At 48.8% G+C, this 17,623-nt stretch carries 19 protein-coding genes; 16 read left to right on the top strand and 3 right to left on the bottom strand.

All coding sequences use genetic code 11. The annotated features are described in order from the left end of the window. Positions 1 to 356 precede the first annotated feature (356 nt). Positions 357 to 956, top strand: coding sequence for a TlpA disulfide reductase family protein (locus NST70_RS09690; protein WP_342474915.1), 600 nt, complete (start codon positions 357 to 359; stop codon positions 954 to 956). A 70-nt stretch (positions 957 to 1,026) separates the two neighbouring features. After that, positions 1,027 to 1,263: an SHOCT domain-containing protein gene (locus NST70_RS09685; RefSeq protein WP_211161978.1), complete on the top strand. Its 237-nt coding sequence runs from the start codon at positions 1,027 to 1,029 to the stop codon at positions 1,261 to 1,263. 65 nt (positions 1,264 to 1,328) lie between these two features. On the opposite strand, the gene NST70_RS09680 is transcribed toward NST70_RS09685, so the two are convergent. Beyond that, entirely contained in the window at positions 1,329 to 1,766 is a 438-nt protein-coding gene (locus NST70_RS09680; protein WP_168986051.1) for an Hsp20/alpha crystallin family protein, read from the bottom strand. Positions 1,767 to 1,934: 168 nt separating this feature from the next. Here NST70_RS09680 and NST70_RS09675 point away from each other — a divergent pair, with 168 nt between their 5' ends. Further along, a complete protein-coding gene (locus tag NST70_RS09675) occupies positions 1,935 to 3,359 on the top strand; it encodes a multicopper oxidase domain-containing protein (RefSeq protein ID WP_342474913.1) in 1,425 nt (474 codons plus the stop codon). A 267-nt stretch (positions 3,360 to 3,626) separates the two neighbouring features. On the opposite strand, the gene NST70_RS09670 is transcribed toward NST70_RS09675, so the two are convergent. Further along, positions 3,627 to 4,736 (bottom strand): sugar diacid recognition domain-containing protein, encoded by a 1,110-nt coding sequence (locus tag NST70_RS09670; RefSeq protein ID WP_035187909.1) that lies wholly within the window; start codon positions 4,734 to 4,736, stop codon positions 3,627 to 3,629. Between the two features lie 162 nt (positions 4,737 to 4,898). On the opposite strand from NST70_RS09670, the gene glcD reads away from it, so the two are divergent. From glcD to NST70_RS09620, 10 genes are all read left to right on the top strand, one after another. Further along, positions 4,899 to 6,308 carry a glycolate oxidase subunit GlcD gene (gene glcD, locus NST70_RS09665; RefSeq protein WP_035184558.1) on the top strand — a complete coding sequence of 470 codons (1,410 nt, stop codon included), beginning with the start codon at positions 4,899 to 4,901 and terminating at the stop codon, positions 6,306 to 6,308. Next, positions 6,305 to 7,645: a (Fe-S)-binding protein gene (locus NST70_RS09660; protein ID WP_342474912.1), complete on the top strand. Its 1,341-nt coding sequence runs from the start codon at positions 6,305 to 6,307 to the stop codon at positions 7,643 to 7,645. The genes glcD and NST70_RS09660 overlap by 4 nt, the downstream gene beginning before the upstream one ends. A 287-nt stretch (positions 7,646 to 7,932) precedes the next feature. Continuing rightward, the gene (locus tag NST70_RS09655; protein ID WP_017550574.1) at positions 7,933 to 8,451 is read left to right on the top strand and encodes a YqeG family HAD IIIA-type phosphatase; all 519 of its coding nucleotides are present in this window, start codon (positions 7,933 to 7,935) and stop codon (positions 8,449 to 8,451) included. Positions 8,452 to 8,453: 2 nt separating this feature from the next. Continuing rightward, on the top strand, positions 8,454 to 9,560 hold the full coding sequence (gene yqeH / locus NST70_RS09650) for a ribosome biogenesis GTPase YqeH (RefSeq protein WP_342474911.1): 1,107 nt from the start codon (positions 8,454 to 8,456) through the stop codon (positions 9,558 to 9,560). A 33-nt stretch (positions 9,561 to 9,593) separates the two neighbouring features. Continuing rightward, a complete protein-coding gene (gene aroE, locus NST70_RS09645) occupies positions 9,594 to 10,436 on the top strand; it encodes a shikimate dehydrogenase (RefSeq protein ID WP_017550572.1) in 843 nt (280 codons plus the stop codon). Beyond that, positions 10,430 to 10,720, top strand: a complete 291-nt coding sequence (gene yhbY, locus NST70_RS09640; RefSeq protein WP_017550571.1) for a ribosome assembly RNA-binding protein YhbY — start codon at positions 10,430 to 10,432, stop codon at positions 10,718 to 10,720. The genes aroE and yhbY overlap by 7 nt, the downstream gene beginning before the upstream one ends. An 11-nt stretch (positions 10,721 to 10,731) precedes the next feature. Continuing rightward, a complete protein-coding gene (locus NST70_RS09635; protein ID WP_017550570.1) occupies positions 10,732 to 11,301 on the top strand; it encodes a nicotinate-nucleotide adenylyltransferase in 570 nt (189 codons plus the stop codon). After that, positions 11,291 to 11,860 (top strand): bis(5'-nucleosyl)-tetraphosphatase (symmetrical) YqeK, encoded by a 570-nt coding sequence (gene yqeK, locus NST70_RS09630; RefSeq protein ID WP_035187915.1) that lies wholly within the window; start codon positions 11,291 to 11,293, stop codon positions 11,858 to 11,860. Before NST70_RS09635 ends, yqeK begins: the two co-directional genes overlap by 11 nt. Beyond that, entirely contained in the window at positions 11,861 to 12,214 is a 354-nt protein-coding gene (gene rsfS, locus NST70_RS09625) for a ribosome silencing factor (RefSeq protein WP_014097955.1), read from the top strand. Beyond that, complete coding sequence (locus tag NST70_RS09620; protein WP_014097956.1) at positions 12,211 to 12,957, top strand: class I SAM-dependent methyltransferase; 747 nt, start codon at positions 12,211 to 12,213, stop codon at positions 12,955 to 12,957. Before rsfS ends, NST70_RS09620 begins: the two co-directional genes overlap by 4 nt. Before the next feature lie 80 nt (positions 12,958 to 13,037). Here the strand turns inward: NST70_RS09620 and comER are convergent, their stop codons facing one another. Next, positions 13,038 to 13,859 carry a late competence protein ComER gene (comER, locus tag NST70_RS09615; RefSeq protein WP_341289089.1) on the bottom strand — a complete coding sequence of 274 codons (822 nt, stop codon included), beginning with the start codon at positions 13,857 to 13,859 and terminating at the stop codon, positions 13,038 to 13,040. A gap of 111 nt (positions 13,860 to 13,970) precedes the next feature. On the opposite strand from comER, the gene NST70_RS09610 reads away from it, so the two are divergent. Genes NST70_RS09610 through NST70_RS09600 form a run of 3 tightly spaced genes read left to right on the top strand, consistent with a single transcriptional unit; the run spans position 13,971 to position 17,611 of the window. Further along, positions 13,971 to 14,687, top strand: a complete 717-nt coding sequence (locus tag NST70_RS09610) for a helix-hairpin-helix domain-containing protein (protein WP_014097958.1) — start codon at positions 13,971 to 13,973, stop codon at positions 14,685 to 14,687. Between the two features lie 26 nt (positions 14,688 to 14,713). Further along, positions 14,714 to 15,316: a ComE operon protein 2 gene (locus NST70_RS09605; RefSeq protein WP_342474907.1), complete on the top strand. Its 603-nt coding sequence runs from the start codon at positions 14,714 to 14,716 to the stop codon at positions 15,314 to 15,316. 12 nt (positions 15,317 to 15,328) lie between these two features. Further along, entirely contained in the window at positions 15,329 to 17,611 is a 2,283-nt protein-coding gene (locus NST70_RS09600; RefSeq protein WP_014097960.1) for a DNA internalization-related competence protein ComEC/Rec2, read from the top strand. The last annotated feature ends 12 nt before the right edge of the window (positions 17,612 to 17,623 follow it).

Here is a 17,623-nt window from a genome sequence, read left to right as displayed (position 1 = left end):
GCATTGGCAAAAGCCCCGCCCAGCCCTTGTAAAAATAAAAACGGTAAAAGCAGCAGGATAAAGCACCCTGCTGCTTTCTTTGCATGGCTGTTGAAATTTCGGGATGTCCAGTTTGTTCCGGCCGCAATCGAACAGGCTGCACAGCTTATCAGTATGCTCTGCCGATATCAGTCACATACTGGTTTGCGGCAACGGTTCTTTGCATTTGCAATACCGGCCGGGTTCCACCTCGTTTTATAAAACGTCTTCTGTCCTCTTTTCAATTAATGGTGTTCTAGCGTTTGCTTCTATTTCATCGAAAAAAAGAATAGAAATGATAGAAAAGCACTTTAATACCCGAAAAGGAGCTGAAGTGGGTGAAGAAAATCGTGTTCCTGGCTGCCACCGTGCTTCTGGCCGCAGCCATTTTGCTTACGGCCTTAAAAAAACCGGACGATCCCGATAAAAATAAAACAACAGGGGAGGATCGGCAAACCGCCGTGAAAGCACAACCGCTATCCGGCAGCGCAGAAGCAAAAGAAGGGGAAAATGCGCCGGATTTTGCACTGACAAATCTATCGGGGAAAACGATCAAACTGTCTGATTTTAAAGGGAGAACGGTAATCTTGAATTTTTGGGCTTCCTGGTGCCCGCCGTGTAAAGCGGAGATGCCGGATATGCAGCGTTTTTATGAAAAAAACCCGAATGTCGCGGTGCTTGCTGTGAATTTAACGAATACAGAAACGAACGAGAATGCGCCGCTTGACTTTGTGAAGAAAAACGGCCTCACCTTTCAAATTCTGTTTGACATGGACGGCTCCGTCGGCACCCTTTACAGAACGGTTACCATTCCGACGACTTACTTCATTAATGCAGAAGGGACCATCACCCGTAAATTCATTGGCCCGATGGATGAGAAAACGATGGCCGGATTTGTGGCAGAGGTGCAAAAAGGGGGAAAAAGGAAGCCGGAATAGAGCAAAGATTTTTTAAGAAAAAAGTGGTACAGTTACAAGTAAGGGAATGTAAAAAGGAAAGGTGCTGACTATGATGATGTACGGTGGCTATGGCATGATGAGCGTATTCGGCTTAATTGGCATGATTGCCCAGCTCGTCATCTTTGTGCTCGTGATTTTTTTGATTGTAGCGGGCATCAAAAAAGTAAGTGAATTCCAGCCGCATCAAAGGGAGGACAGAAGCCTCGACATATTGCGGGAACGGTATGCAAAAGGGGAAATCACAGAAGAAGAATTTAAAAAAATGAAGAAAGATTTAATGGATTAAGGGAGTATCCGGCTTCTTTTTTATACAAAAAAGCGGGGGCTTGTATTCCAAGCCTCCGTTTTATATTACTGGATTTGAATCCGTTTTCCGGACGGACCTTCTTTTGTTTTCTTCGGGATATGAATTTTCAGGACGCCGTTATCAAGGGTGGCACTGATTTCGTCTTCTTTAATATTATCTACATAAAACTTCCGGACGAATTCGCCATAGCGGCGTTCCTGCCGGATAAATTTGTGTTTTTCATCTTTGCTTTCTTCCGTTTGGTCGCGTTTTGCACGGATGGTCAGCTCATTATTGTGGACATCAATGGTAATGTCCTCTTTTGAGAAGCCCGGCAGTTCGGCCTCCACAAGATAAGCATCTTCTTTTTCCGTAATGTCAGTACGGAACGAGTTTGCGTTCGCAAAAGGCGCCAACGCATTCGCATCAAACATCTCGTTGAAGGTCTTCATCATACGTTCGAAAACATCGTCGTTTCTTCTAAACGGCATTAAATCAAACATATTCAATCCCTCCTTTACACTATTATTATACCCCACTGCGAAAAAGATGAAAACAAAGATGCCAATGCACAAAAGATGTTCACAAAATCGTCAATCCATAACAATGGATTTCCGGTGTTAAAAAACATTACAATGGTACTGAACATAAAAAGAAAAAGTAGGGGTAAGATGAACAAGACAAAGTTATGGGCTTTGATTTTAATCGTGGCCATTATAGGGATTGGCGGTGTTTTCTTTTATAATGGTTATGTGAAAAAAAGCACAAATCATAAAGCGGCACAGCATCCGGATCTACCCATTCCGGCCGTTTTAAAAGATACGAACCCGGATCCCAACGCGGCAGATTTTACTTTAACCGCACAGCAGGGGAAAAAGGCGTTTATTTCCGGGAAAACAACGGCAACGTACGGGTATAACGGCAACTATTTGGGGCCGGTCATCCGGTTGAAAACGGGCGAAAAAGTAAATATCACCGTAAAAAATACATTGCCGGAAGCAACGACGGTCCATTGGCACGGCCTCCTTGTCCCCGGTTCGGCTGACGGCGGCCCGCATGCTGCCATCCAGCCGGGCAAAACATGGAAAGCAAAGTTTACGGTGAGCCAAGAGGCTGCCACGCTCTGGTACCATCCCCATCCGATGGGAAAAACGGGCGAACAGGTATACAAAGGTCTGGCCGGTCTCATTTATGTCGATGACAAACATGCGGAAAGCCTCGATATTCCGAAAGACTACGGCAAAAATGATTTTCCACTTGTGCTGCAGGACCGCCGCTTTAACAAAAACGGCCAGCTCGTGTACAAATTAAATATGACTGATGAAATGTACGGCTTCCAGGGCACAACCGAACTGGTAAACGGCGCGGTTAAGCCGCAGTTAACGGTCAGGCGCGGCCTCGTCCGTTTCCGGATTTTAAACGGGGCAAACGGCAGGACGTACAATCTTCATCTGAGCGGCAACAAGACATTTGCGCAAATTGCATCCGACGGGGGATTCCTCAAGACGCCTGTGCAAATGAAAAAACTAACGCTTTCCCCCGGGGAACGTGCGGAAATTCTGGTTGATTTTTCAAAGATGAAAAACGGCAGTACGCTCCGGCTCCAAAACGGGAAAGAAACGCTCATGTATTTTAAAGCAAAAGGAAAGGCTAAAAAGACGTACAAAGTTCCGCAAAACCTGGCTGTGATTGAAAAAATACCGGTGCAGGAAGCGGTGAAAACGCGGAAATTTGTCATGTCCGGAATGGGCCCAAACGTCCGCATTAACGGCAAGCAAATGAAAATGGACCGGATCGATGAGACCGTTCACTTAAACACGGTTGAAATATGGGAGATCCAGAATCAATCGACTTCCATGGGCACGAAAAAAATGGTGCATCCGTTCCATATTCACGGTGTCCAGTTTCAAATTTTGAGCATCAACGGCAAAACGCCGCCTGCCAATGAACAGGGCTGGAAAGATACCGTGCTTGTCAATCCGGGCGATACCGTGAAAGTCATCATGCGGTTTCCGTTTAAAGGGATTTACATGTACCACTGCCATATCCTCGAACATGAAGACTTGGGCATGATGGGGCAGTATGAAGTGAAATAACCGAAAAAGGGCGGGAAATGTGTCCCTCTCTTTTTTGATATGATGAGAAGACGCAGGAAAACTGCACAAACAGGTTGGAAAAACGTAAGAAAGAAAGGCGGACAAGCGATATTCGATTATTTGATTAGGAATCCGCATCTCTGCAAGAAACATATATGCTGGAGCGCCTGTACAGTGGGGAAACCCGTGGATGCTTTCTGTGCGGGTTTGATTTTTATTGAAAACAGCATTCCTGCCTTTTACATCTCCCCATCTCGCTCGAACAGGTTACTCGTTTTCCTGTCCTGCCAAGTGAAGGGCGAGGGAAAACAATGCAATGCCGTCCGCTTTTTTCGGGTCAATGCCGGTTACATCGCGGATCTGTTTCAGCCTGTAATGGAGCGTATTGATATGCACATGCAGGGCAGCGGCCGTTTTTTTCAGGGACAGGTCATGAGCGAGAAAGGCCTGCAATGTTTCAAGCAGGCAAGCATGGCTATACAGTTTTCCGATCGTTCTTTGTACAAACGCATTCCGTGTATCGTCCTGCACTTCCTGGACCAAAAGATCAAGCAGCAAGTCTTCGTAAAAGACGATGCTGCCCGTTTTCTCAGCGGATGCCAAGGCTTTTTGCGCTTCTTTAAATGATTGGCGGATGACTGACGTGCCGGCTGTTTTCCCGGCACCAACCGCACACGGGGTGCCGTATTTCCGCACAAATTCATGCTGGACGGCTTCGAAACGGCTCCGGAGACCGCAGCCGCTAAACGGTGTTTCTGCACTAATCAGCAGCAGAAAAAGCCCGGGTCCCCAGCGGACAATCACATCCCGGTTGTTTTCAAATTCGGACTGGAGCAAGCGAAAAGCATCTGTTTCCACCGCTTGCGGGATTTCCGCTTTTAATAAGCAGCAAATATGCGGATTCTGCACTGGAATCCCGAGCATCATTCCGCGTTCGGCAAAATGCTGGTCATAGGCTTCAAGATTCACCCATTCGTAAAAGTAAGCCTCAAGCCCCCTTGTTTTCGACTGAATTTGTTCTGTCCGGACGGTTTCCTGGATGATAAGTTCCGTCAGTCGCCGGATCAATTCCGCATAATGTTCGACTTTTTCCGGGTTTCCCGTCACCCCGATCACTCCGATGGTCCGGCCTTCAAACCGGATCGGCATGTTGATCCCCGTCCGCACGCCTTTCATCTGCGCCACCATTTTTTCATCAATGTACAGCTTCCGGCTCGTTTGAAAAACTTTGCGCGCCCCCCTATGGACATGCCCGATCCGTTCTTTTTGCGTCGAGGCAATGATCACCCCGCTTTCATCTACAACGATGATATCCTCATCCATGACCGACTGCACTTCGTTTACGATATTTTCAGCAAGTTTTGGGTATAAAAGCATTTTGACCCACCTTTGTATAAAAATCTAAAAAACAAGCAAAAGAAACCGGTAAACTTTGTATCTTTCTCTATATCATTCTCCATGATTTAGATTTATCATAAAAAGAAACAGAAAACAATCTATTGACGGTATCAATGATCAAAAAGAACGGGGGAATGTTTCATGATCGAAACCGGGGCCAAAGAAAAACTGATTCAAGTCGTCGGCCGGGAAAATTACGACGACACGCAGGCGGGCCGGCTTGTATATTCATATGACGCCAGCCCGCAATTCCAGGTGATGCCGGATGCGGTTGTCGCGCCGCGCAATAAAGCAGAAGTGCAGGCGGTTGTGAAGCTTTGCAATGAATACCGGATTCCGGTCGTCCCGCGCGGATCCGGCTCCAACCTTTGCGCCGGCACATGCCCGGTGGAAGGGGGGATTGTGCTCCTTTTCAAGCATATGAACCGCATCCTCGAGATTGACGAAGAGAATCTGACGGTGACGGTTGAGCCCGGTGTGATCACGCTCGATATGATCAAAGCGGTGGAAGCAAAGGGGCTGTTTTACCCGCCGGACCCGAGTTCGATGAAGATTTCGACCATTGGTGGCAATATCAACGAAAATTCCGGTGGGTTGCGCGGATTGAAATACGGGGTGACCCGCGATTATGTGCTGGCGCTTGAAGCCGTGCTTGCAAATGGCGAGGTCATCCGCACCGGCGGAAAACTGGCAAAAGATGTAGCCGGCTACGATTTGACGCGGCTTTTGGTCGGTTCGGAAGGGACGCTCGCTGTCATTACGGAAGCGACATTGAAACTTGTGCCGATGCCGGAAGCGAAAAAGACGATGCTTGCGCTTTACCAGGATATTGAAGCGTGCGCACAAACGGTCTCCGATATTATTGCGAACCGGATCATCCCGGCAACGCTTGAATTTTTGGACCAGCCGACACTGCAGGCAGTCGAAGCTTTTGCGCATATCGGGCTGCCGACTAATGTCAAGGCAGTGCTTTTGATCGAGCAGGACGGCCCGCAGGAAGTGGTGGAACGCGACATTGAAAAGATTGCGGACATTTGCCGCAAGCAGCATGCAGTCGATGTAAAGGTGGCAGCTTCCCCGGAGCATGCGGAAGCGCTCATGACGGCAAGACGGAGCGCATTAAGCGCACTCGCCCGTCTGAAGCCGACAACAATTTTGGAAGATGCGACCGTGCCGCGTTCTGAAGTCGCAAAGATGGTAGTGGCGATCAATGAAATCGCTGAAAAATACGGGCTTCATATCGGAACATTCGGCCATGCGGGGGACGGGAATCTGCACCCGACCTGTCTTGCTGATATCCGCGATCAGGACGAAATGGAGCGGGTTGAAAAAGCGTTTGCGGAAATTTTTCAAAAAGCGATTGAACTGGGCGGCACGATTACCGGCGAACATGGCGTCGGGATGGCTAAAGCGCCGTACCTTGAATGGAAACTCGGGAAACCGGGCATTAGCGTCATGAATGCGATCAAAAATGCGCTGGACCCGAACCATATTTTAAATCCCGGCAAAGTCTTTGCCAAAGAAACGGATCGAGTGGTGATGGAAAAATGATAACACAAGAACAGCAAAAAGAAATCCAGCAGAAATTCAGGGATAGAATGGACGAAGACCAGCTTTTAAACTGCATGCGCTGCGGCTTTTGCTTACCGTCTTGCCCGACCTATATTGAATCGGGGTTCAAAGAATCGCACTCGCCGCGCGGCCGGATTGCATTGATGAAAGCCGTTGTGGACGGCGTTATCGAACCGGATGAAGATGTGGAGCGCTCTTTGGACCTGTGCCTCGGTTGCCGGGCTTGCGAAGCGGTATGCCCGCCCGGCGTCCAATACGGGCATCTTTTGGAAGAAGCGCGCGATATTATCCAGCAATCGAAGAAAAAGAAGCAGTCTCTGCCGGTAAAAGTGATCCGAAAAGCGGTCTTTGAAGAATTGTTTCCGCACCAGAACCGGATGCGTGCTTTAACAGGCCTGATCGGCTTTTACCAGCGAAGCGGCTTGCAAAAAGCGGCGCATGCGACAGGCGCTTTAAAACTTTTGCCAAAAAATCTATCGTCTATGGAAAAAGTGCTGCCAAACATCCCAAAATGGAAGGAAATGAAACAGCGCCCGGAACATCTGATGCCAAAAGCAGAAGTAAAAAAACGCGTTGCCTTTTTTACCGGCTGCCTGATGGATACGATGTTCATGGAGACCAATGATGCGACAATGAAACTATTGCAGCTTGCCGGCTGTGAGGTTGTCATTCCGCAGGACCAGGTATGCTGCGGGGCGCTGCACGGCCACGGCGGCGAAAAAGAGATGGCAAAAGACCTTGCCCGCCGCAATATCAAGGCTTTTGAAGATTTGCACGCCGATTATATTATTACGAATGCCGGTGGTTGCGGCGCCTATTTAATCGATTATGGCCATTTGTTAAAAGACGATCCGGAATGGGCGGAACGGGCCGCGGCATTTTCAAGCAAAATAAAAGATATCTCTGCTATCCTCGTAGAACTGGGCTTCCATAAACGGAAACTCAGCCTCCCGGAACAAGTGGTGACGTACCAGGATTCATGCCATTTGCGCAATGTGATGAAGACCTTTTCTGCCCCGCGCCTGCTCCTTGACGCGATCGAAAATGTGGAATTCCGGGAAATGAAGGAAGCGGACCATTGCTGCGGGTCGGCCGGCATTTACAATATTGTCGAGTCGGAGATGTCCATGCAAATTTTGGATCATAAAATGGAAAACGCAAAAGCAACACATGCCACAACCATTGTGACCGCCAATCCGGGCTGCCTGCTGCAAATGAAACTCGGGATCGAACGGGCTGGTTTAAGCGGAAAAGTCCGCGCTGTCCATATCGCCGACTTGCTGATCGAAGCGATTGGGGAAAAAGTGCCGGTATAAAGCGCAAAGTTTTTTAGCGGACCGGGCATAGCGACCTTGCGATTTACCCATGGAGTCGAACCGAACTGTTAGAAAGCAATCAAAACCGCTGAGCGTACCCTGCCCGGCGGTTTTTCCTGTTTTTCCGGCTTTCGGGGAACTGGGTATTGCTATCAGTTGAATCTTTTGCAAAAATTGTTATGATAAAAGAAACTTGAATGAAGCATATTCGGGACAATATACGCATAAACGGGCGGATAAGCTTGCATCTTGTGGACAGAACGGTAAAATGAATGGAGTGTCACGGATTGATCTTGAAAAATTTTTTGCCGGATCGGCAAGTGAAATCGGTGTTGTCAATCAGGCCGGAAGAATTAAAAAAGCATGGCATTAGAGCCATCATCACCGATTTGGACAATACATTGGTCGAATGGGACAGGCCGAGTGCGCCGCCAAAACTGGTCCAATGGTTCCAAGATATGCAGGAACATCATATCAAAATCACGATTGTTTCCAATAATAATGAAATGCGGGTCAAAACATTCGCGGACCCGCTTGGCATCCCGTTTCTTTTCAGAGCGAGAAAACCGCTTGGCAAAGCGTTTCGTAAGGCGCTTGCCATCATGAACGTGAAAAAGGAAGAAACCGTCGTGATCGGCGACCAGCTTTTGACCGATGTGCTCGGTGGCAATAGAAGCGGTTTTTATACGATTCTCGTCGTTCCGGTTGCGCAATCAGACGGCTTTGCGACAAAACTCAACCGGATGATTGAACGCCGGATTATGGGTTGGTTCAGGAAAAAAGGTTATTTGACTTGGGAGGATTGAATTTGGAAAAACAAGCTGTCCATTGTATCGGCTGCGGGGCACTCATCCAGACGGAAGATCCGGATGAGGCAGGTTACGCGCCAAAATCTGCGCTGGAAAAAGAGCAGGTCATTTGCCAGCGCTGTTTCAGATTGAAACATTACAATGAAGTGCAGGACGTGCCGCTTACAGACGATGATTTTTTAAAAATTTTAAACCGGCTCGGGCAAGTGGATGCGCTTGTTGTAAAAATTGTCGATATTTTTGATTTCAACGGGTCCTGGCTGCCGGGATTTCACCGTTTCGCGGGCAAAAACCCGGTTCTTTTAATCGGCAATAAAGAGGATCTCCTGCCAAAATCGGTGAAAAGAGCGAAAATGGCCAACTGGATGAAGCAGCAGGCGAAAGAACTCGGGCTCCGTCCGGTTGATGTGCTGCTTGTGAGCGCAGCAAAGGGGCACGGCATGGATGAAGCGATGGCTGCCATCGAACAGTACCGGAACGGGAAAGATGTGTATGTTGCCGGCTGTACGAATGTTGGGAAATCCACTTTTATCAATCGCATTATACGGCAGGCAACAGGGGAAAAAGATGTCATCACTACATCTTATTTTCCGGGGACGACGCTGGATATGATCGGCATCCCGCTTGATGACGGGACCTCTCTTTATGACACGCCGGGGATCATCAACCACCACCAGATGGCGCATTTCGTCGGGAAAAACGAATTAAAGGTGATTACGCCGAAAAAAGAAATCAAGCCGACCGTATTCCAGCTGAACGAGCAGCAGACGCTGTTTTTCGGCGGTCTTGCACGGCTTGATTATATAAAGGGCGGCAGACGTTCATTTGTCTGCTATGTTTCAAATGCTTTAAAGATTCACCGTACAAAACTTGAAAATGCGGATGATTTGTATGCGCGCCAGCTCGGGGAACTGCTCCAGCCGCCGGGAAAAGCGGAAGCCGCGGATTTCCCGGCGCTCGTTCGCCATGAATTTTCCATTAAAGAAGGAAAGACGGATATTGTTTTTTCCGGGCTTGGCTGGGTGACGGTCAACGAACCGGGCGCCGTTGTCGCGGCCTATGTGCCAAAGGGTGTTCAGGTCATGCTGCGCCAGTCGTTGATCTGAAAAAGGTTCTGTTTTTAACGGGGAGTGAGAAATGTGCGCGATTTATATGGGGTGATCGGTGACCCGATTGCCCATTCGCTGTCGCCTGCGATGCACAATGAAGCATTCCGGGCACTCGGGATTGATGCAGACTATCATGCTTTCCATGTCACGCCGGAAAATCTGGAAGCCGCCGTAAACGGCATGAAAGCAATCGGCGTGGCCGGATTTAATGTGACCATTCCGCATAAGCAGGCGATCATGCCCTATTTGGATGAGATTGACTTGCTTGCGGAAACGATCGGTGCGGTGAATACCGTTGTCCGCACTCCACACGGATGGGCCGGGTATAATACAGACGGCCCGGGGTTTATGCAGGCGCTGAAAGAAGAAAGCGGTCGGGTGATTTCCGGGGAAAAAGTGCTTGTCATCGGCGCGGGCGGTGCGGCAAGAGCGATTTATTATACGCTATGCCGGGAAGGGGCAGTAACCGTTGATCTGTGCAACCGCACGGTAAAAAAAGCGGAAGAAATGCGGGACGAAAGCCCTTTTCCGTGCCCGTCAAAGGTGCTTACGCTTAAAGAAGCGGAAGAACAGCTGGGAGAATATACGCTGATTGTGCAGACGACATCGATCGGCATGCATCCAAATACAGACGCACAGCCGCTTTCCGTCCGCAATTTAAATCCAGATGCGTTTGTATCTGATATTATATACAATCCGTTTGAAACGAAATTTTTAAACGAAGCAAAAAAACGCGGCGCCCGGGTGCAAAACGGCCTCGGCATGTTTATTTACCAGGGGGCTATTGCGTTTGAAAAATGGACCGGTGTGAAGCCGGATACCAGGAAAATGAAAAACGTCGTTGAAAGCATTCTAGGAGGAAACTCATGTTAACAGGTAAACAAAAACGTTTTTTGAGGGCAAAAGCCCACCATTTGAGCCCGATTTTTCAGGTCGGAAAAGGCGGGGTCAATGAAAATATGGTCAAACAGGTGCAGGAGGCGCTTGAAGCGCGGGAACTGATCAAAATCAGTGTCCTGCAAAACTGCGATGAAGATAAAGATACTGTTGCCGCAGCGCTTGCAGAAGGGGCGCGTGCGGAACTCGTGCAAATCATCGGCAATACGATTGTCCTTTATAAAGAATCGAAAAACCATAAAGAGATTGTTTTGCCTTAAGGGTGGGCGGCATGAAAAGAGTGGGTATTTTAGGGGGGACGTTCGACCCTCCGCATATTGGTCATTTGATTATCGCGAACGAAATTTTGCAGGATCTGAAACTTGACGAAGTCCGTTTTATGCCAAACCAGGACCCGCCCCATAAAGAAAAAACGGCCGGCATCACTGGCCATGACCGAATCAAAATGCTCACGCTTGCCATTTCGGGGCAGCCGGCATTTTCGATTGAGGGAATAGAGATGGAGAGGCCCGGCCGCTCCTACACCTATGACACAATGGTGCTGCTTAAAAAGCGGGAACCTGATACGGACTTTTATTTTATCATTGGCGCGGATATGATCGAATACTTGCCGAAATGGCGGAATATCGACCAACTCGTTCGGCTCGTCCGCTTTGTCGGCGTCAACCGGCCGGCATATTCGCACCAGACCAAGTATCCTGTCCAATTTGTTGAAATTCCGGAAATTCATATTTCCTCGTCACTGATCCGTGAACGTCTGCAAAAAAATCGGTCGGTAAAATATTTAATTCCGGATGCAGTGTGGGAATATATAAAGGAGCATCATTTATATGGAACGTGAGAAAGCATTGGAACTTGTCAAAGCACAGCTGACGGAGCGCCGTTACATCCATACGCTCGGTGTTGCTGAAAGCGCCGTCCGGCTGGCGAAAAAATATCATGCTGATCAGAAAAAAGCCGAACTTGCGGCGATTTTTCATGATTATGCAAAATTCCGCCCGAAAGAGGAAATGAAACAAATCATCCTCGACCAGAAAATGGACGAACGGCTGCTTTCTTTTCATCATGAATTATGGCATGCCCCTGTTGGCGCTTATTTGGTGGAAAAAGAAGCCGGCGTCACGGACCGGGAAGTGCTCGATGCCATCAAGTACCATACATCAGGCAGGGCTGGAATGGCGTTGCTTGAAAAAATTGTATATCTGGCTGATTATATTGAACCCGGCCGGAATTTTCCGGGTGTCGAAGAAGCAAGGCGGCTTGCGGCCAAAGATCTCGATGAAGCAGTATTGTATGCAGCCGGGCATACCATTACATTTTTAATTGGCCGGAATCAGCCCGTTTTTCCGGATACGATTGCGTTATACAATGATTTAGTGATGAAGAAAGAAGGGGAGTAAATGGACAATCAGACGTTATTAAAAACAGTCGTAAAAGCTTGCGATGATAAACGTGCGGAAGACATCGTGGTCCTCGATATGCGCGGGATTTCATTGATTGCGGATTATTTCCTGATCTGCAATGGGAATTCCGATAAACAAATTCAGGCGATCGCCCGTGAAGTGAAAGAAAAAGCGGAAGAAGCAGGAACTGCGGTCAGGCGCATGGAAGGGTTTGAAGAGGGAAAATGGGTGCTGATTGACCTTGGGGATATTGTCGCCCATATTTTTAACCGTGATGAACGGAATTACTATAATTTGGAAAGGCTTTGGGGAGACGCACCGACTGTTAGTGCGGAGAGCGTCTTGCAATGAGCTACGAAAATTTCGCCTACGTATATGATGCGTTGATGGAAGATGCCCCCTATCCGCAATGGCTGCAGTGGGTGAAGCAGCAAAGGGAGCGGCATGGTGTCAAAGGAAGGCGCATGCTCGATCTTGCCTGCGGTACCGGTGAACTGTCACTGCTGCTTGCACGGGAAGGTTTTGAAGTAACGGGCGTTGATTTATCGGAAGACATGCTTACAGTCGCGAGCGGAAAAGCACTGGCTGAAGGGGCACACCTCACTTTCCTGCAGCAGGATATGCGCGCGCTTTGCGGCCTGCATGATTTTGATATGGTCACGATTTTTTGTGATTCTCTGAACTATTTGGAAACGGAAACAGAGGTCAAAGAAACGTTCCGGCATGTGCATGCAGCCCTGAAGGCCGGGGGAATGTTTTTGTTTGACGTGCATTCCGTTTATAAAACAGATGTGTTATTCCCTCATCACACTTTTGCCGATAACGGGGATGAGGTTTCCTATATCTGGAACTGCTTTCCGGGTGAGCGCCCGCATGCCGTTGAACATGATCTCAGTTTTTTCGTATATGATGAGAAATCCGGCTTGTATGAACGTTTTGATGAATTACATAAACAGCGGACGTTTCCGGTTGCTGATTATGAAAACTGGCTTACGGAATCGGGCTTCCATGTTATGCCGCCCGCTGCTGATTTTACAGAAGAAGCGCCCGGCCCAAAAAGTGAAAGGATATTTTTTACGTGCATCAAACGATAAAAGCATTCTGCCTACGCAGAATGCTTTTTTTGAAAAAAATTTAAAAAAGAAGCAGGAATAAACAGAAAGATGTCGAAATATCATGGTGTGCCGAATTGCCCGGCCACCGCGTCCGTATCCTCCTTAAATTTCTCATGCGTCGCTTCAAACAGTTTTTCGAATAAGCCATCCGTCCCTTTTTCAAGCACCTTTAATCCTTCGCCGGTGATACCGCCTTTTACCGTCACTTTTTCCTGCAGGGCAGGTAGCGTATAAATTTGCTGCTTCAGCAGTTCCCCCAGGCCGATCAACATCTCAGCCGTTAATATGCAAGCGGTGTCGCTGTCAATCTTTGTTTTGTTGACGGCTCCTTCTATCATTTTTTGTGCCAAAAAACTGAAAAAAGCAGGACCGCAGCTGACCAAATCCGATGCCACTCTCGTGATTTGCTGGTCAACTTCAACCGGGGTGGATATTTTGGAGAACAATGTTTTTAATTTTCCCTGCCACTCGCTTGTGCACTGGCTGCCAAATGTCAGCAACACCGCACCGGCAGCTGCCCTGTTTGTAATGCTCGGGATGGCTCTTGCGCACGAGCAGGGAACCATTGTGGCGAGCTGCCCGACTGTAACCGGGCTTGTAATGCTGACAAGGCACTGATCATTCCGGAAGGCGCCCCCAGCCTTCTCTAGAATGCCGTGAATCTCAAGCGGTTTTACACACAGCAAAATTAAGTCGCTCTCCAAAATAGTATTTTCTATATTTTTAACCTGCATCCCGGGATACTTGTTTGCAAGTTTTGCGGCTTTTTCAGGTGTGCGATTTGTGATCCGGAATTGTGCAGGCGTAACGGCTTTTGTTTCTATCAAAGCTTCAATTAACATGCTACCCATATTTCCCGTTCCGATCACGCCAATGTTCATGCTGGCTTCCCCTCCTCAAGCCGCCGATCTTTCAGCGCCCGGTACAATATATGTACAAATTCAGGCGATTATGTATCCAAAAACAAAATGGAAAAAAAGAGGTGAAGGTCTTTGAAAACGTTGTTTCTCAAATACCGCTGGCATGCAGCTGCGGCTGTGGCAGCCATTACGATTGCAATCTTTTACTATTTTAGCCAAAATGGAGGTATGGACACTGCTTCCGGGGCTTACCAGCAACCCGAAACGGCCGTGCAGTCCGGACAGCCTGCGGAGGGCGGGACAGATGTGCAAAATCAAAACGGGACCCAAAATACCGCACAAACGCAAGCCCCGGCCCAAACGCAGAACGCTGCCGAAGTTTACGTGGATGTAAAAGGCGCGGTGAAGCATCCCGGCATCTACAAAGCAGAAGCGGATGACCGGGTCTATGACCTCATTCAGGAAGCAGGGGGCTTTAATGAAAACGCCGACCGGAATCAGGTCAATCTCGCGCAGAAAGTAAAAGATGAAATGGTGATTGAGGTGCCGAAAAAAGGCGAAAAAGCGGCTTCTGCCCAAACTGCCACGGCGGCTGCCGGAATTTCTGCGCCCGCTTCCTCTTCTTCCGGGACGGCGGCAAGCGGTGAAGCGGCCGCACAGGTCAATATCAATACGGCCGACCAGACCCAGCTTGAAACGCTTCCGGGCATCGGGCCGTCAAAAGCTGCGGCCATTATCGAATACCGGGAGAAAAACGGCCCTTTTCAAAAACCGGAAGATTTGAAAAATGTGTCGGGGATTGGGGACCAGACTTTTGCGAAAATCGAAAATTCCATCACTTTACAGTAATCACATGAGCAGAAAGGAAGAGAAAAATGGACCGGATTTCCTGGAACCAGTATTTTTTGGCGCAAAGCCATTTATTATCCTGGCGGAGCACTTGTTCAAGGCTTGCGGTTGGGGCGACAATCGTCAGGGATAAAAGAATTATCGCAGGCGGCTACAACGGATCGATCGCGGGGGACGAACACTGTATTGACAAAGGCTGCTACGTGATTGATGGACATTGCGTGCGGACCATCCATGCTGAAATGAATGCGATTTTGCAATGTGCAAAATTCGGGGTGGCAACAAACGGCGCGGATCTTTATGTGACTCATTACCCGTGCCTGCACTGTACGAAAGCAATTATTCAGGCAGGGATTCAAAACGTGTACTATGCCCAAGATTACCGGGTACATCCGTATGCAAAGGAGCTTTTTGAAAAAGCGGGGGTGCATGTCGAACATGTCCCGTTCCATCCGGAAACGCTCGATATCCGGGCGAACGAAAAAGCCAAACTGGTGGAGAAATTATTCATGATTGCAAAGGACCACGGGGCGGAAGCGGCAGAACTGGAGGAATTGCAGCAAATGGCGGCGGCATTATTTGCAGGCACTTATCAAGAAACGGAAACGGGATCCGTTCCGAAAGCGTAACACGGTGATGGTGTGAAAGGCAACTGGCTGTTCGCCGCGCTCGCCACGTTAAGCGGCATCCTGATTGGCCTTCACGCGCCGCTGCTTCTGGTTCTTTCGGCCCATTTGGTTTGGATCCGGATTTTCCTGGCCCGAAACCGGCCTTTGCTCCTTTTGTCCGCTGTTTTTTACGGGTTGGGGTTTTTGAGCGGTACCTTTCAGACAGTTGCGTATGATACAAAGTTTCATGCCGGCAGTGCCCGGATGCCCGTCCGCTTCAGCGATTATCCGCGTATCGACGGGAACGCGATCAAGGGAAAGGCGGAAACCGGGAAAGAAACGTTTATGTTAACGTATTACGCTGGGAACGAAGCAGAACTGGAATCTTTGAAACAAACCTTATCCCCCGGAACGGTTTGCATGGCTCAAGGGGAACTGGAAGCCCCTGAGCCAAACCGCAACCCGTCTACATTTAACTACCGCACCTATTTGGCTCATCAGCATATCCGCTGGATTTTAAAAGCGGACCGGCTTTCCGCGTGCAACAGCCCGCCACAGCATCTGCTCGGTTTCTTGAAAAAAATCCGCCACCACTTCCTGCTTCAAATTCAAAAAACATTTCCGGAAAAATCCGTACCGTATGCAGAAGCGCTTTTATTTGGCGAGCAAACAGACTTTGATGACGATGTTTACCAGCTGTACCAGCGGCTTGGCGTCGTCCATCTGCTTGCCATTTCCGGGCTTCACGTGCAGCTCGTTGCCGGGTTTTGCTACTATTTGTTCATCCGGCTCGGGATGACAAGGGAACGTGCCGCCGTTTGTTTACTGGGGGTGATGCCGGTTTATGCGGTATTATGCGGCATGAACCCGCCAGTTGTCCGGTCGGCGGCGATGACGATGCTGCTTGTGCTGGCTGGGCAAAAAAAACTGCCAATCGGGCCGCTCGATGCTTTGTCCATCTGTTTCATTTTGTATGGGTTAAAAAATGCAAATATCGTGTATAATATCGGATTCCAGCTCTCTTTTGCCGTTTGCGCCGCACTGCTTCTTTCAGGGCCTCTTTTAGAGCGGTTCCGGGGCCCGTTGCAAAAAGGGCTCGCAATCTCGTTCATTTCCCAGCTTGCGGCCCTCCCCATCCTTTCTTATTCATTTTACGCGTTTTCTATTGCGGGGCTTGTTGCCAATCTTTTTTATGTGCCGCTTTATACGTATGTTTTGCTCCCGCTTGCTGCGCTTGCCTTTGTTTCAGAATGGGCGCCGCCGCTGTTTTCCATCTTTGCCACGTGTTTTGACGGGCTTGTAACGCTGTCGGAAAAAACGGGGGAAGCGTTCGACGGCCGCTGGTCCACGCTCGTTACCGGGAGGCCGCCATACTGGGGATTGATCCTGATGACAGGTGCGGGATTTTATGGTTTGGTGGCGATGGAAAACGGCAAGAAAACGATCCGGGCTGTCCTGCCACTTTTTTCTGTGCTTTTGCTCCTCCTTGCGGCAAACAGATATCCGCTTTTCGGTAAAATCACCTTTATTGACGTCGGGCAGGGGGATAGTATTTTAATCCGGCTGCCGCTTTCAAGGGGGACGTATTTGATTGACACAGGAGGGACCGTCCAGTTTCCGGAACCGGCATGGAAAAAAAGGGAGCATCCGTTTGAAACCGGCAAAGATATTGTGGTGCCATTTCTAAAAAGCCAGGGGATTACAACGATTGATAAGCTGATTTTAACGCACAGCGACGAGGACCATATTGGCGGCGCAACGGCGGTGATCACGTCTCTCCGCGTCAAAGAAATCGATATCTCGCCCCATTCATGGGAAAAACCGCTGATGCAGAAGGTGCTCGCTTGTGCCCGACAGAAAAAAATCCCGGTATATGAAATGAAAAGTGGGAACGGATGGCAAAACAAATCGGGCGTATTTCAATATCTTTCGCCGTTTGACGAAACGTATGAGGGGAATAATGACTCGCTTGTCCTTTATGCGAAAACAGGGGGAAAGACGTGGCTGTTTACCGGAGACCTTGAGCAGGAAGGAGAAGAAAAACTCGTGGCGGCTTATCCGGATATCCACATTGACGTACTAAAAGCCGGGCATCACGGCAGCAAAACTTCGACAAGCGAAACGCTCATCCAAAAGTATCATCCGCGGATCGCCGTCATTTCTGTCGGAAAGCATAACCGTTTCGGGCATCCCTCTCCGGAAGTGGTCAAACGGCTCAGCGAAAACGGGGTATTCATATTCCGGACGGATGAGGACGGGGCGGTGCAATACCGCTTTTTCAAAGAAAAGGGAACCTTTTCTACCGTCCTCCCATAATATACATTAATT

Source organism: Weizmannia sp. FSL K6-0777 (genome assembly GCF_038593185.1).
GTDB classification, from domain to species: domain Bacteria; phylum Bacillota; class Bacilli; order Bacillales; family Bacillaceae_C; genus Weizmannia; species Weizmannia faecalis.
The sequence above is the reverse complement of the archived record's forward strand: the minus strand, read 5'-3'. Positions and strand labels throughout refer to the sequence as shown.